The 15,347-nt window shown below is 59.7% G+C and carries 11 protein-coding genes; all 11 read right to left on the bottom strand.

Features of this window, described 5'->3' with window-relative positions; genetic code table 11:
• Window positions 1–4: 4 nt before the first annotated feature.
• The 11 genes from pseC to E3W21_RS18390 all read right to left on the bottom strand — a co-directional run bounded on the left by pseC (window position 5) and on the right by E3W21_RS18390 (window position 15,347).
• Window positions 5–1,168 (bottom strand): UDP-4-amino-4,6-dideoxy-N-acetyl-beta-L-altrosamine transaminase, encoded by a 1,164-nt coding sequence (pseC, locus tag E3W21_RS18440; protein ID WP_134421370.1) that lies wholly within the window; start codon window positions 1,166–1,168, stop codon window positions 5–7.
• On the bottom strand, window positions 1,165–2,166 hold the full coding sequence (gene pseB, locus E3W21_RS18435; protein ID WP_134421369.1) for a UDP-N-acetylglucosamine 4,6-dehydratase (inverting): 1,002 nt from the start codon (window positions 2,164–2,166) through the stop codon (window positions 1,165–1,167). The genes pseC and pseB overlap by 4 nt, the downstream gene beginning before the upstream one ends.
• Window positions 2,167–2,196: 30 nt before the next feature.
• Window positions 2,197–5,133, bottom strand: a complete 2,937-nt coding sequence (locus tag E3W21_RS18430; protein WP_134421368.1) for a TIGR00180 family glycosyltransferase — start codon at window positions 5,131–5,133, stop codon at window positions 2,197–2,199.
• A gap of 51 nt (window positions 5,134–5,184) precedes the next feature.
• The gene (locus E3W21_RS18425; RefSeq protein WP_134421367.1) at window positions 5,185–5,922 is read right to left on the bottom strand and encodes a cephalosporin hydroxylase family protein; all 738 of its coding nucleotides are present in this window, start codon (window positions 5,920–5,922) and stop codon (window positions 5,185–5,187) included.
• 17 nt (window positions 5,923–5,939) lie between these two features.
• Window positions 5,940–7,010 carry a class I SAM-dependent methyltransferase gene (locus E3W21_RS18420; RefSeq protein WP_134421366.1) on the bottom strand — a complete coding sequence of 357 codons (1,071 nt, stop codon included), beginning with the start codon at window positions 7,008–7,010 and terminating at the stop codon, window positions 5,940–5,942.
• Window positions 7,000–7,857 carry an NAD(P)-dependent oxidoreductase gene (locus E3W21_RS18415; RefSeq protein WP_134421365.1) on the bottom strand — a complete coding sequence of 286 codons (858 nt, stop codon included), beginning with the start codon at window positions 7,855–7,857 and terminating at the stop codon, window positions 7,000–7,002. The genes E3W21_RS18420 and E3W21_RS18415 overlap by 11 nt, the downstream gene beginning before the upstream one ends.
• A complete protein-coding gene (locus E3W21_RS18410) occupies window positions 7,854–9,080 on the bottom strand; it encodes a class I SAM-dependent methyltransferase (RefSeq protein ID WP_134421364.1) in 1,227 nt (408 codons plus the stop codon). Before E3W21_RS18410 ends, E3W21_RS18415 begins: the two co-directional genes overlap by 4 nt.
• Window positions 9,077–9,637 carry a dTDP-4-dehydrorhamnose 3,5-epimerase family protein gene (locus tag E3W21_RS18405; protein WP_134421363.1) on the bottom strand — a complete coding sequence of 187 codons (561 nt, stop codon included), beginning with the start codon at window positions 9,635–9,637 and terminating at the stop codon, window positions 9,077–9,079. Before E3W21_RS18405 ends, E3W21_RS18410 begins: the two co-directional genes overlap by 4 nt.
• A complete protein-coding gene (gene rfbG / locus E3W21_RS18400) occupies window positions 9,634–10,716 on the bottom strand; it encodes a CDP-glucose 4,6-dehydratase (RefSeq protein WP_134421362.1) in 1,083 nt (360 codons plus the stop codon). Before rfbG ends, E3W21_RS18405 begins: the two co-directional genes overlap by 4 nt.
• Window positions 10,698–11,471: a glucose-1-phosphate cytidylyltransferase gene (gene rfbF, locus E3W21_RS18395; RefSeq protein WP_134421361.1), complete on the bottom strand. Its 774-nt coding sequence runs from the start codon at window positions 11,469–11,471 to the stop codon at window positions 10,698–10,700. The genes rfbG and rfbF overlap by 19 nt, the downstream gene beginning before the upstream one ends.
• A 303-nt stretch (window positions 11,472–11,774) precedes the next feature.
• Window positions 11,775–15,347, bottom strand: coding sequence for a glycosyltransferase (locus E3W21_RS18390; protein WP_134421360.1), 3,573 nt, complete (start codon window positions 15,345–15,347; stop codon window positions 11,775–11,777).

Below are 15,347 nucleotides of genomic sequence, written 5' to 3'. Positions count from 1 at the left end.
GTCACTACTCCTCAAGAACCAACCGACGCAGTTGCTCGACTACGAAGTCCTGTTGTTCATCGCTCAGCAGAGGGAACAGCGGCAGGCTGATGGCTTCGGCGTAATAACGCTCGGCCTGCGGAAAGTCTCCCTCGGCAAACCCCAGATCACGATAGTACGGCTGCAAATGCAGCGGAATATAGTGCAGGTTCACCCCGATCCCGGCGGCCCGCAACCCTTCGAACACCTGCCGATGGCTGAGGCTGATCCGATCAGGTTGCAACCGCACCACGTACAGATGCCACGCCGACTCGGCATCAGGTTGCGCGCTGGGCAAGGTCAGCGGCAGGTATGCCAACAATCGGTCATAACGCGCCGCCAGCTCACGACGACGCTCGATGAAGCCGTCGAGCTTATTCAGCTGTGACAGACCGAGGGCCGCTTGCAGATCGGTGATCCGGTAATTGAAGCCCAATTCCACTTGCTGGTAGTACCAGGGACCGTGACTGGATTCGGTCATCTGCTGGGGATCGCGGGTCATGCCGTGGCTGCGCAGACGTCGCAGGCGCTCGGCCAATTCCGGGCGATTGGTCAGGACCATGCCGCCCTCGGCACTGGTGATGATCTTCACCGGGTGAAAACTGAACACCGTCATCGCCGCAAATTCGCCGCAGCCCACCGGACGCCCGGCATAGGAGGCACCGACCGCGTGGGACGCGTCCTCGATCACCGTAACGCCATAGCGTTCGGCCAACTCGGCGATCATGCGCATGTCGCAGCTTTGACCGGAAAACGCCACGGCCACCAGAACCTTCGGCAGCGTGCCTTCACGCTCGGCAGCTTCGAGCTTCGCCGCCAGGGTGTAGGCGTCGAGGTTCCAGGTCAGCGGATCGATATCCACGAAGTCGACGTCAGCGCCGCAGTAACGGCCGCAGTTGGCCGAGGCCAGAAAAGTGTTCGGCGTCGTCCACAAGCGATCACCCGGACCGAGCCCTGCCGCCAGGCAGGCAATGTGCAGCGCCGCCGTGGCATTGCACACCGCCACCGCGAAATCGGCCTGACAACGCTCGGCCATGGCCTGTTCGAAGCGTTCAATGGTCGGCCCTTGTGTCAACCAATCGGACTGCAACACGGCGACCACCGCATCGATGTCCGCCTGATCGAGGCTTTGCCGACCGTAGGGAATCATGCCAACAGCTCCGCGTGCAGATCTGCGATCTGGCCTACCGACAGGAAGTGCGGATTGGTGTCGGAGCGGTACTCGAAATCCTCGCTCACAGGCTTGCCCTGCTCGCCCAGTTTGTCTACGGCAAAATCCACATCGACGCTGGTGAAACGAATCGACGGCTGAATGGTGTAGTGATCATCGAACTCCAGGGTCATACGCGCGTCGTCCAGCGGCACCATCAGCTCATGGAGTTTTTCTCCCGGACGAATGCCGACGTTTTTGTGTGGCAAATGCTCAGCCATCCCCAGCGCCAGATCGATGATGCGGATCGACGGGATCTTCGGCACGAACACTTCACCGCCGTGCATGCGGGCAAAGCTGTCGAGCACAAACTGCACGCCGTGATCGAGGGTGATCCAGAAGCGTGTCATGCGCTCATCGGTGATCGGTAACTCTGCCGCGCCCTCGGCAATCAGCTTGCTGAAAAACGGCACCACCGACCCCCGCGAGCCGGCCACGTTACCGTAGCGGACCACTGAAAAACGTGTGTTCTGATCCCCGGCAATGTTGTTCGCGGCGACGAACAACTTGTCCGACAGCAGCTTGGTCGCGCCGTACAGGTTGATCGGGCTGGCAGCCTTGTCGGTGGACAGCGCGACGACCTTTTTCACGCCGTTATCGATGGCCGCGGCAATGATGTTTTCCGCACCGTTGACGTTGGTGCGAATGCATTCAGTGGGGTTGTATTCCGCCGCCGGCACTTGCTTCAGCGCCGCGGCATGCACCACGTAATCGATACCGCGCATGGCCTGACGCAAACGGTCAGCGTCGCGCACATCACCGAGGAAATAACGCATGCAGGGCGCGTTGAACGTCTGCTGCATCTCGTACTGTTTGAGCTCATCGCGCGAGAACACCACCACACGCTTGGGCTGGTATTGCTCCAGCAACCGGCGGATGAAATTGCGCCCGAACGAGCCGGTGCCGCCAGAGATGAAAATCGATTTACCGTTGAACATGCCTTGAGTCCTTTTACCTGTCAGTCAGGCTTATGCGAGCAACTGCGCCCAGTTGACACTGGAAGCTTCGCCAAGAGTAAAGCCCTTGCCGGTCAGGGAAAGATTCTGGTTGTAGGCCGCATCCTGAGCGAAGCGCGCCTGCCACTTGTCACGCAGGGCAGCTGCCGACTGCGGGTCATCCGGCAAAGTGCCGGGGTGGGCGATTTGCACTTGCGGCGTCCATACGGTCAGCAACCCGGTATCGGCGACTTTCAGGCAAAAGTCGACATCCGCATATGCTTGCTCGAAATGCTCTTCATCCAACCCGCCCAGTGCGTCGAACACCTCCTTGCGCACCATCAGACAAGCGTCGGAGACTGCCGAATAATTTTGCTCAACCAGCAGTCGATGCATATGACCCGGTGCGTCTTTTTTCTCGCCGATGAACGCAGAAGCCACGCCATCTTTCAGACCCAGAATCAGACCGGCACCGGTCACGCTGCCCTCGCGATCAACCAGTTTGGGACCCACCACCCCCACTTCAGGGCGCTGAGCCTGATTGAGCAAGGCTTCGACCCAATTGGCATTGACCACCTCGGCGTCTTCTGCGAGCAGTATCAGATACTCACCTTGCGCCTGCGCGACGGCCTGGTTGAGCAGTGCCGACGAGCTCACGCGCTGCTCGTTCTTGATCAGGCGAATCCGCCCGCCGCCGTTTTGCTCCAGACTGTCGAGCCACGTCAGCAGATCGGCTGACTGGCTGTGATTGTCGGCGATGATAATTTCGTTGTTCTGATAGCGCGTGCGCTGCAATACGCTCACCAGGCAGCGCTGCAATTGCTCCTGACAGCCTTCGCTGCGCACGATGATCGACACCTTCGGACGCCCGGCGTGGCGGTAGTCGATCCGCAAGCCACCAAATGCCTCAGCGCTCACCTGCGCCTGATAGCCACGGGTTGCCAGGTGGCGCACCAGAGCCTGGCGTTGGTGCTCGTTCGGTGCCATCTCCACCGCCGGGGTGATGAGCAATGGCTCGGCCAAATGCGCCAGACCCGCCAGCCCGCCAGCTTCGATCAGGCGCAGCAGCAGGTCGAATTCCAGGGCATCGCTGAACTCGCGGGCATAACCGCCGACATCCACCAGCACCTCGCGTCGGATCAGCCAATGCCGGGCGGTCAACGCCGGCAGACTTTGCAGCAGGTCGAGGTTGAAGTCTGGACGGAAAACTTCGGTCAATGTGCCGTTACTACGGCGATGAATCTCATCCATCGCCACCGCACGGCAACCTTCGGCGTTCTGCAACTCAAGGCTGGCGCGCAGGAAGCCGGCAGCAGTGAATTCATCGCCGGCCTCGGCCAACAGCAGCCAGTCCGAGGTCGAGCGCTGGGCAATCTGGTTCAATCTATCGACGTAGTTGCTTGCACTGACCTTTACAAAATGCACGGTATTTTGTTCGGTGGTGATCTCGGGCAAATCACCGGTGGTGAAGACCACCACCTTAAAGGCGCGGAAAGCGCTTTCCATCAGACTGTCAAAGGTGACCTGCAACTTATCCATGTCGGATTCAAGATCCAGCAGCAGTATGCCGAACTGAGGCCCGCCCTCGTTGGCCGCCAGATGTTGATTGATTTTCCGTACCGCGGTGTCGTTCGGCTGGCGTGCCTGCAACCAGTTCAACAGCCGGCCGGAGGGCATACTGTCCAGCAACTGCCGGCTGTCGTAGGTCGGTACGCTGTCCAGGCGTGCAATCCAGTCAGTCAATATTTTCGCATCGGCGCTCTCACCCATGTCCAGCAGTTGTTGCACCAGTTTTTGCACGACCCTACGGTTGAAGGCGCCCAACTGTACGGCATGCAGCAAACGGTTCTGGATGGTCTCGGACGTGTCATTGGAATAGATGCGCTGCAACGTGTGCTGCTGAAGTAACGCACCTTCCATTTCTTCCAGCTGCAAGCGTCCGGCAGGCATCGCATGGAGCAGGAATTCGCACTCGGTCAGTTGATCGAAAAACGTCTGGTTGTAGAACGGCATCTCGACATACTGATGAGGCCCGAATGCGCGCTTCGGGCCAACGGTGGGGTCTTTCCAGTAGGACTCGAAGATCGGTTCGATCGTCAATGCATTGCGCGCGGCCAGGCTGTCGGCCAACGCATGGAAACTTTGCAGGGCGAACTCGGCGGTCTGCGCCTGGTTCAGGCCACTGATGCCAGTCGGCAACGTGGCGAGGAAACCGGCAAAGCGCTCACGCTCGGCGACGGAGCGGGCGTCTTTGAAACTCAGGACGTGAATGATTTCGGTATTGTGATCCGAACGACCATAGTTGACCTCCCGCACCACATAAGGCATTGGCAGAATCCGCGCCTTGGCCCGCGCGAGCATGTAATACACATGGCCGATTTCCTGCCACTCGAAAATTGTGCCCTCCGGCATGGCCGCGTACCAGTCCTGCAACAGCGAAGTGCGGTGCACCGCATAGAACGGCGGGATGTACTGGCCCATGTAGTCGAGCACACGATCCTGCGCGCGCTCGGCGTTGTAATCCTCTTTTACCTTCTTGTCGCGACGGTAGTACTGCACATAGTTGGAGTGCGTCAGGTACATCAGGCAGTAGCCGTGGCACATACCGTAATCGGGGTTGGCCTCGAGGAAGTTCACCGACTCGGTCAATGCATCGTGCAACAGGAAATCATCGTCGGCGGCCAGCACCATGTATGGCGTGGTGACCTGGCTGGCGCCATACGCAAGCTTTTGCTGAAAACCCGTATAGGTGAACTGCGGTAAATGGCGATAGTCGACCGACGGAAAATCGGCCGCGAGGCTTTCATCGCCCTGCACGGACGAATCCAGCACCAGCACCTTGGCGGAGTAACTGCTGTAGTACTGCAAGGCGCGTCGCAGGAACGCACTGCGGTTGTGGGTGATTAAAACCACCGTGAACAGCTCGTTCAGCGGTGTCACGTTGGTTTGAGTGCTGCTTTGAACCTGCATTTTCCTATCCCCACAACCGGCCGATCGCCAAGTACCTGAATCTGTTTTTGATTAACGAACGCGACGCAGATAGCCGTCCGGCGCCACGGTGATCAGCAGCTTGTTTTGCAACTGCTGGTCGATTTCAAAGTCCTTGTTCTCTTCCAGGTACTTCCATACGGCAGTCTTCGGGTTGTCGCCCGGGCCCCATGGACGATCCGGGAAGAAGTCGGCAGGCATGTCCTCAACCACGGTGTCCATGACCACGCAGTAGCTGTCCACCGAAACCAACGGCGCGTACAGGCGCAGTTCTTCCAGTACGTGGTCGTGGGTGTGGTTGGAGTCGAGCACCAGAATGACTTTCTTGCCTTCGGCAGCGGCACGCACTTGTTCGGCGATGGCCGGATCGATGCTCGAACCCTCGATCATCGAAATGCGCTTGCTCATCGGGTGGCTCTCGATGGCTTCGCGGTTGTGCGGACGAATGTCGAGGTCGATACCCAGCACTTCGCCGTGGCCTTGCAGCTCCAGCAGCGATGCGTAGTAGATTATCGAACCGCCATGGGCGATGCCGCATTCGATCACCAGGTCCGGTTTGACCTGCCAGATGATCTCTTGCATGGCCATCATGTCTTGCGGCAGCTGGATGATCGGACGGCCCATCCACGAGAAGTGGTAGCTGTATTTGTGCTTGGCCGATTCGTTGAAGAACTCCCGGGCCAGGCCGGTGAGTTTCTGGTCGTCACCTTGCTGGGCGATCTGTTCCCGGCATTCGGCTTCGAAGGCTTTGTTGATGCTGTTGTCGGTCATTTGAAAATTCTCAATGGTCACTGGAACGAAGCGCTGTCGACGGCGTGATAGACGTAGCGTCCACCGGTCATCCGCTTGATTTCTTCGAGGTAGTTGGAGTTCATCACAAACAGATGGGCGCCTTCGGGCAGAGCATCCATGGCCTCTTGTGGAGAGGACACCCGCACGCCGCTCAGCGGCAGATAACGACCCTGCTTGGCCGGATTGATATCCACCACACGATCCACCGCCACACCGGCCCGTTGCAGAAACAGCGAATAGATCACGCCTTTGGACGACGCGCCCCAGATCGCCGAACCTTGTTCGGGTGCGGCCTGAATGATCTGAACGGCGCGGTCGAGGCTGGCGGTGAAACCTTCGGGCAGCGTCAGGCGCGGCACCGGTTGTTCCGGGGTCAGGCGCAGCGTGGCCAGGTCGGCGACGATGTACAGGTACTGGCCACCGAACAGGTGACCGGCCTCATGCACGGTGCCGAACATTTGGCGCAGGTCATCGAGGCGGAAGTAATTGACGTGCTCGTAGAACAGGTCGAACCAGGCGCGATGCTCGAGGATCCAGTCCAGGCACGGCACTTCGATGTAGATCTGCCCGCCCTGATTGGCCTCGGCCATTTCGGCGAGGAAGCTCACCGGATCCTGAATGTGTTCGAGCACATGACGCAGCACGATGGCATCCGCCGCCAGACCCAGCCCGCGCGTGAACGGGGCCTTGATTACGTCGGCGTTGTCGCCTTCGTAGGCCGGGTCGATGCCGGTGATGGCGTAGTCCAGACCTTTCAGAAGTTCGAGAAAGTAACCTTTACCGCAGCCGACTTCGATCAGTTCCTGACCCTTGAAGTGCCGGGCAATGATCCCTTCGACATCGCTCAGGTGCTTCTGGAACTGGCCCGAATGCGCCTGTTCGTTCTGGTAATCGGCGTCGTAGCTGAGCATGTCGGCATCGAAGGCCTGGTTGAAGATCAACCCGCTCTGCTCATCCTGTACCAACACCATGTCGGCAGAGGCCGAAGCCCTGGCCGATTGCGGGTCGGCAAAGGTGCGATTCTGCAACACCGGCAGGTCGGTGACCCGATACAACTCATGCCTCATGCTCTGCTCCCAGTAGCTGTTGCAAGCGGTCCGCCACGCCCCAGAACGCCATCGGTTCATGGGTCGGGTATGGGTAGTGACCGAGGTTCAAACTGATCGATGCGCCACGCTCACGCAGCCGTTGCTCGACCAGCGCCCGGACCGAAATCGGCTGGCCGCTGGAGCAATTGATCACGCCATTGAAGTCCCGCTGTTGCAGGATCGCCGCGAGGTATCCAGCGGCCGTATCGATCGCCAGGTAATCGCGCAATTGTTCACCGGCCGACATGTTGAACGTGTCGTCCCCGGAATCGATCGCCCGGTCCAGCGCCGCCAGTAAACTGTTCGGGTTTTGCCCCTCGCCGTACAGGTAAAACAGCCGCGCCCATTGCAGGGTGAAAGGCTGCTGGCGCTGCAGGTTTTCGAGGAACAGACGCAAGGTGTTCTTGGCCTGCCCGTAGGGGTTACTCGGCCGCGCCTCGTTCTGCTCGCTGAGCGGCCCGTTCTGCAGGCCGTATTCGAAACACGTGCCAGTCACCAAAACCTGCGACACGCCCGCCTCTACCGCGCCCTTGATGAACCGGTAGTCAGCCATCAGGTTGTGCTCGAAGTGAAACAGCGCCTGATAATTCGGTAACCCTGGCCAAGCGAGATGTGCCAAGGCATCGACGCCATCGGTCAGCGCGGCGAAGTCAAGATCGGCAGCATGAATATCCGCAGCCACGAACTCCACGGCGTTGATCCACGGCAGTTGCGCAGCGGTCTCGGCGTTGCGCGCCACCGCCCGGACTTCACAGCCTCGGGCGAGCAAGGCAGCGACCAGATGTCGGCCGACGAACCCGGTGGCCCCGGTGACCAGAACCTTCACAGCACGGTCAACTCAGGTACGGCGATGACGAATCGGCCATCCCACTCGCGCACCTGAGCCAGCTGCTGACTGACTTCATGCAGCAAATTCCACGGCAGGACCAGCACATAATCCGGTTTCTCGATGTCGATCTGCGCCGGCGAAACGATCGGAATGCGACTGCCCGGCAGATACTTGCCCTGCTTGTGCGGGTTGGCATCGGCGACCCAGGCCAGCAGGTCCGGTTTGACCCCGGCGTAATTGAGTAAGGTGTTGCCCTTGGCGGCAGCGCCGTACCCGACCACACGCTTGCCGTCGGCTTTCGCCTGCAACAGGAAGCGCAGCAGTTCGTGTTTGATGCGTTCGGCGGCGGGCGCGAGGGTTGCGTAGTACTCGGGGGTTTTTACACCGGCATCGAGTTCGGCTTGCAGTTGCTGTTGAACCGCAGGCTGGACTTCGCGGCGCACACCGTCGACGCGCTGAACGAACACGCGCAGCGAACCGCCGTGGGTCGAGAGCTGGCTGACATCGAACACTTCCAGACCGTTGCGCTCGCACAGCGTCTGCACGGCAGTCAGGGACAGGTAGGAATAGTGCTCGTGATACAGCGTGTCGAATTGCTGTCCGGCCATCAGCGTCAGCAATTGCGGAAACTCGAACGTCGCCACGCCCGTCGGCTTGAGCAAGGTCGCGAAACCGCCGAGGAAATCATTGATATCCGGCACGTGGGCCAGCACGTTGTTGGCGGCCATCAGATCGGCGTCCCAGCCTTCGGTGTTCAGCTGCGAAGCGGTTTCGCGGCCGAAGAACAGCTCGCGAATCTCCAGGCCTTTTTCCCGTGCGGCTTGCGCGGTGCTGCGGGTCGGCTCTACGCCCAGACAAGGGATGCCGCGCCCGGCCACGTACTGCAACAGGTAACCGTCGTTGGCGGCGATTTCCACTACGCGGCTTTCAGCCGTCAGGTCGAAACGCTCGACCATCTCGGCCACATAGCGCTCGGCATGGGCCAGCCAGGTGCTGGAAAACGAACTGAAATAAGCATACTCGGCGTCGAACAGGCTGTCGGCACTGGTGTAATCCTCGTTCTGCACCAGCCAGCACTGCTGACACACCGCGACCTTCAGCGGCACCCATTGCTCGGCTTGTTCCAGCTGATCGGCGCGCACGTAAGCATTGGACGGCGGCGAAGTGCCAAGGTCAATCAGCGGCAAAGCCAGAGGAGTAGCGCAACCACGGCAATTCATACACGCACTCCAGCGAAGTGTTCATCGAGCAAGGGATGGCTGCAATCCCTGGCCGACAGATTATTGACAGGCAACGGCCAGGCAATCGCCAGCCGTGGATCGTTCACCGACAAACCGCCCTCATGCGCTGGCGTGTAATCAGCGCTGTGCAGGTAAAGCAATTCGGCGTCATCGGTGAGGGTCTGGAAACCATGGGCAAAACCGGCCGGGATCAACAGGCTGCGGCCATCGTCAGCGCGCAGATGTTCGGCGTGCCAGTGCAGGAAGGTCTCGGAGTCAGGGCGCAAATCCACCGCCACATCCCAGACTTCACCGCGCAAGCAGGTGATCAGCTTGGCTTCCGGGGCGCTGGCGTTCTGATAATGCAGACCGCGCACACTGCCCCGTTCACGGGTGCAGGAATGGTTGATCTGGCGGATATGAAACGGCTGGCCGAAGGCGCTGAGGCTGCCTTCGCAGAACAGCCGAGCGAAGTGCCCGCGCTCATCTTCGAAGCGTTTGTGCTGCACGCTGAACAGTCCGGCCAGCGGCAATGACTTCAACAGAAACTCACTCACAGCGCGCCTCGGTACAGGTTCAACTGGCCCAGCGTGATGGCGCGCATGTCGTCGCCGTTTTGCCACGCCAGGTGCCAATCGAGGGTATGAGTCAGACATTGCTGCAACGACCAGCGCGGCTTCCAGGCCAGCCGTTGACGGGCGCGACTGCTGTCCAGACGCAACAGACCGGCTTCGTGCAGATCACTCGGTTCGATGCGCAAGCCGCGTGCTTGCGGCCAGCGGTTGGCGAGCAGCTCGACCACTTCGCCGACGCTGCACATGTCCGCGTCGCTCGGGCCGAAGTTCCAGGCGCCGGCAAACTCGGGACCTTTTTCATAGAGGCCGGCGGCCAGTTGCAGGTAACCGGCCAGTGGTTCCAGCGCGTGCTGCCATGGGCGCACGGCTTGCGGGTAGCGCAGGGTCACCGGCTCATCCGCCGACCAGGCCTTGAGCACATCAGGGATCAAGCGTTCCGGCGCGAAGTCACCACCGCCCAGCACGTTGCCGGCCCGGGCCGTGGCCAGCGCCAGACCGTGTTCGGCATAGCGCTCGGCCGGGAAAAACGAAGCGGCATAGGACTGGGCCAGCAACTCGCAGCAGGCCTTGCTGCTGCTGTAAGGATCATGTCCGCCAAGGGCTTCATCTTCGCGGTACGGCCACAGCCATTCCTTGTTCGCGTAAACCTTGTCGGTGGTCACCAGCACGCACGCACGCACGCCGCCGACCTGACGGATCGCTTCGAGCAGATTGAGGGTGCCCATGACGTTGCTGGAGTACGTCCCCAGCGGGTCTCGATAGCCTTCGCGCACCAGCGGCTGAGCCGCCAGGTGCAGGACGATTTCCGGCTGCGCTTCGGCGATCAGTTCCAGCAAGGCGCCGAGGTCACGCAGGTCGCCGCGCTGATCGTTGATGCCCTCGTGCACCCGGGCCAGTTCGAAGAGGCTCGGTTCGGTCGATGGATCAAGCGAAAATCCGCTGACCTCGGCACCGAGGCTTTGCAGCCACAGGGTCAGCCAACTGCCTTTGAAACCGGTATGGCCGGTCAGCAGAACGCGTTTGCCGCGCCAGAATTCGGTACTCAGCCCCATTGCTTCCATGGGGCCTCCCCGCTCTGCCACAGCGCTTCGAGGTGGTTCTTGTCGCGCAGAGTGTCCATCGGGTGCCAGAAGCCTTCGTGCTCGAAGGCCTTCAATTGTTCGTCCTGGGCCAGACGGGCCAATGGCTCGGCTTCCCAGGTGGTGTCATCACCGCCAATGTACGAGAGCACTTTCGGCGAAAGCACAAAGAAACCGCCATTGATCCAGCCACCGTCACCACGGGGTTTCTCGGTAAAACCGAGCACCTGATCGCCGTGACGCTCCAGGGCACCGTAACGGCCCGGCGGTTGTACGGCGGTGACGGTCGCCAGACGACCATGGGCGGTGTGGTAGTCCACCAGTTGACGGATATTGATATCGGAGACGCCGTCGCCGTAGGTAAAGCAGAAGGCCTCTTCATCCTTGAGATAACGGCCGGCGCGCAGCAAGCGGCCACCGGTCATGGTTTCCTCGCCGGTGTCGATGAGGGTGACGCTCCACGGCTCGCTATAGTTCTGATGCACGTCCATGCGGTTATTGCGCATGTCGAAGGTGACGTCGGAAGTGTGCAGGAAGTAGTTGGCGAAGAAGTCCTTGATCGCATAGCCCTTGTAACCAAGGCAGATCACGAAGTCATGAATCCCGTGGGCGGAATACTGCTTCATGATGTGCCAGAGAATTGGCTTGCCGCCGATCTCGATCATCGGCTTGGGCTTGAGGTGCGACTCCTCGCTGATGCGCGTGCCCAGGCCACCCGCCAAAATAACTGCCTTCATCGTCTCCCCTCTTCTTCGTCACAGGGCTCGGCCAAGCTGGATCAAGCTTTGCGGGCGTTCTGGATAAAACCTTCAATGCCGTGTTGGCGCTTCTGGATTCACCGGAAGTGCTCGTTTTATGGCGATATAAGGGGTGCTTGCAGGAAACGCGCCAGCTCGTATACACGAATGGCAGGCGCAAAAAGGGGGCGAAACCGGATCATGCAGACCGGGTTCGCCCCCAAGTGTAAAGCGGACACCTTCAATCCCGTTGCAGGAGAGGAGGTGCCTAATTCAGGTATGCAGGTGTACATCCATGCTCGATCAGTTCGGCAACCAGCCCTCGGCCCAGTAGTTGAGATTGTTGCCTTTGAGCATGTAATCGCGCAGCACTTCTTCGCGCAGTGCATCGCCCATGCGATAGCTCGCATCAGGGTCGGACAGGTGCATGCGGATTGCCTCAAGCCATTCCTCCGTGCTGTTGCTCTTGACCTTGGTGCAGGGCAGATAGCCGCGATAGGCTTCAGTGTCGGTGCAAATCACCGGGTAACCGCAGGCACCATACTCCAGCAAACGCAGGTTGCTCTTGCAGTCGTTGAAGATGTGGAACTCCAGCGGTGCCAAGGCCAGATCGAGGTTCAGGCTGGCCAGTTTGGCCGGATAGGCCTCCAGGCCGATGCTGGGATGGAACTCATGGACAAACGGACGCAAAGCCGGCGGACACATGCCGAAGAACACCCATTCGACTTCGTTGGTAAGCAGTCGTACCACGTCCGCAATGATCGCCAGGTCTCCATCATGACTCGTCCCGCCGCCCCAACCCACGCGAGGTTTGTGAGAGGTGCGGCGCTGACTGGTGAGCCCGGTCCAGAGATGCGGCGCAAGCATGTTCGGGACCACCCGGATATCGTGATGCATGTCCCGCAAAGCGTCAGCCAAGGGCTGGGTCGAGACCACAACCCGGTCACACAGCCCTACGCCACGGCGCACTATTTTATCGACCCCGACCTCAGCCTTGCGCAGGTGCGCGTTCTTCTTCGGGACATCAATCACATAATCGTCAAGTTCGAAGATGCGCAAAGCGTGCGAGCAGTTTTTGACTCGTTCAACTTCATCGACCGCATTCTGGCTATAGCGCCCCTGCAACACGATCACGTCGGGGGAGCACCGTTCAAGGTCAATGTCTGTCGGCGTGTGATAACTCAGGTGCCCCACCACGCGCCCGGCCGCTTCCAACTCACGGAACGGCTGGGCAACCCGGTAATGGCCCACTGCGGTGGTATTGATTGGAATCGCCAGAATCTTGGGTAAAAGCTGACGCGAGAACGGGTCCCAGCCATCCTTGAATCCCGGCTCCAAACTGAAGTTGCTGGTGCCCAGACTCAGATTAGGGTTGTAGGCCGGATCCCTGGCTATCACTGGCAACCATCGCTGGTAAAAGCTTTTCTGCTCGGCCTGTAACACCCTGGGAGCGGGAATGAAGGCAGAGGATGGAACCACTCGCATCAATTCGGCGTAGGGAGTCCACACCACCAGGTATCCGCTTTGCTTCACACGCAGGCAAAAGTCAGCGCCATTGAGTGCTTGCGCCAGATTCTGCTCGTCCAGGCCGTGCAGATCATCAAAAACTTTCTTGCGCACAAGCAGGCAATCGATGCCCACGGCACTGAAATTCTGTACCGTCTGCTGGCGCTGCATGTAACCGGACGTGTTGAGCAGCTCACCACGATTGGGAACACCGACCGCCCCCCGCAACCCCAGTACCTGGGCCGTGCCCTCGATACGCCCTTGCGGACTCACCAGCCGACCGCCGACCACACCGACTTCCGGACGCTGAGCGTGATTGAGCAACTCGTCGAGCCAATCAGGGCTCACAACGATACTGTAGGGACTGAGAAACAACAGATAGTCGCCACGGGCGTGGCCGGCAGCGAAGTTCTGCACTGCCGCCAGATTGTCACCATGATCACAGCGCAACACCCGAAGTTTGTCACTGCCCATTTGCTCCATGGCCGACAGCCAGTTGCAGGCATCAACGGCAGTACTGCCATTGTCGACAATGAGAACTTCATAGCGTTGGCAGGCGGTTTTCTCCAACAGACTTTCGACGCAACGCTCCAGGGAACCCAATTCATCGCGGGTCGCAATGATGATCGAGACCATGGCCGGCACATCATGCAGGTAGTCCACACGGTTGATCATCGACTGGCTGCCGGGGCGAATCCGGTGTGGTGCACCGAGCCGCTGCAGGTGCGCGGCCAGCACGCGAGGGTTCTGCTCGATAATCTGCGGCTGCGTGAGCCACTGGGAGAGACACAGAGCAGATTCCACGAGAACTTCAGCGATGTGCCCAATCGCATGTGGCCCGTTACTCTCCACCAGTCGCCAGACCAGATCATGCACACCCAGCTCGCCAAAACCGTGTTGCATGCCACCCAGCTCGATCATCCGCTGCCGCTGCAGGGCCAGCACGCGGCCGACATAGGGATAGCTGCGCATCAGATCCAGGTTGAAGTCGGGCTTGAACACCGGCTCGACCGAGACGTCATCACGCAATCCGCCCTCATCACTGTAGAGGCAACGCACGTCAGGCATTTCCACCATGCGCTCTGCCAGTAACAGTAAAGCCAGTTCATTCAAGCGATCGCCCGCGCGAACCAGATAGATCCAGTCTGCGTTATCCAACTGGGCCAGCAGGCGATTGAACTGGGCAACCGGTTCATCATCCAGACGTATATGACGTACACCGTCGAATGGCGCGTGCTGTAATTGGGACAGCACTACCACGTGTTCGGCGGCGTAGGTCTGATGACGAATGCTCTTGAGCGTCTCTTCCAGCGCCGGAACATCGCCTTCGCTGTCGAGAACAATCGGCACGATGCGCGGACGCCAGCTCCAACCCTGCAAACGGGCGTCGAGCAAACGTTGCTGAGCCGGTTTTAAACGACGGCACGACAGCCATTCCCGGTACATGTCGGCAAAACTGTCGCTCTTGACGCCTACCCGGGTGTGCACCATCGTTTGAATGAAGCCCAGTTGCCGTCCCAGCGCGGTTTCTTCCCAGGCATAGGCGTCCCCCTCAGTCGCATCGGCCAGTGCCAGATAACGTACCCAGCCCGGCGCAGGCGCCGGCTCACCACTGCGCAAGGCAAGCATTTGCTTGAGCCAGTCGAGCTCGGTCATTACCGCAGCCTTGACTGGTGTCTGATCGCTCAGCCGCGCCGGATGCAAACGCTCAAGGCTCAACACCTGACCCACCACCACCAGATTGCCACGCCGTAGCAGGCAGGCAAACAAGGCGAAGTCCAGACACGCGATAAAGCCTTCGCCAATCTGAGTCAGGGCCGGCAAATATTCCAGCGCATGCCGGGTTCGCAACAACGCCCCGCTGAGGCCACTGAAAAAATTGACCAGACTGCTTTCCAGAATGCCCAGCAGATCCTCACCCTTGAACAAGGTGACACCCGTGGAAAAACAGCAATTTTCCACACGGTCGGAAAGCAGGATGTAATCACCGTCGTAAAGCTGCCGCTGGCCGATCACCAGGTTGACGTCCTCGTGGTCGATGAAGCCAACGATCTGCTGAGTGATGCATTCCGGGAGTAGCTGGTCGTCGTCGCACAGCAACTTCAGATAGTCACCGCTGGCCTCTTGCGCACAGGCCATGAGGTTGGCCTGAAATCCCAGGCGCTGCGGATTGCGCACATAACGCAGGCGAATCGAGACAGGCACCTCGCAGGCATCGACGATCTCGCGGATCTGATCACCACCACTGTCATCGCAGACGATCACTTCAAGATTGGCGTAGGTCTGATTCAGCGCGCTTTGCAGTGCCGTCTGGAAGAACTGCGGGTTGAAGGAGGGGATGGCGATGGTGACAAGAGGAGCTGGTTTCAC

This window comes from Pseudomonas sp. F01002 (genome assembly GCF_004402115.1).
Taxonomy (GTDB): Bacteria; Pseudomonadota; Gammaproteobacteria; order Pseudomonadales; family Pseudomonadaceae; genus Aquipseudomonas; species Aquipseudomonas frigoris.
The sequence above is the reverse complement of the archived record's forward strand: the minus strand, read 5'-3'. Positions and strand labels throughout refer to the sequence as shown.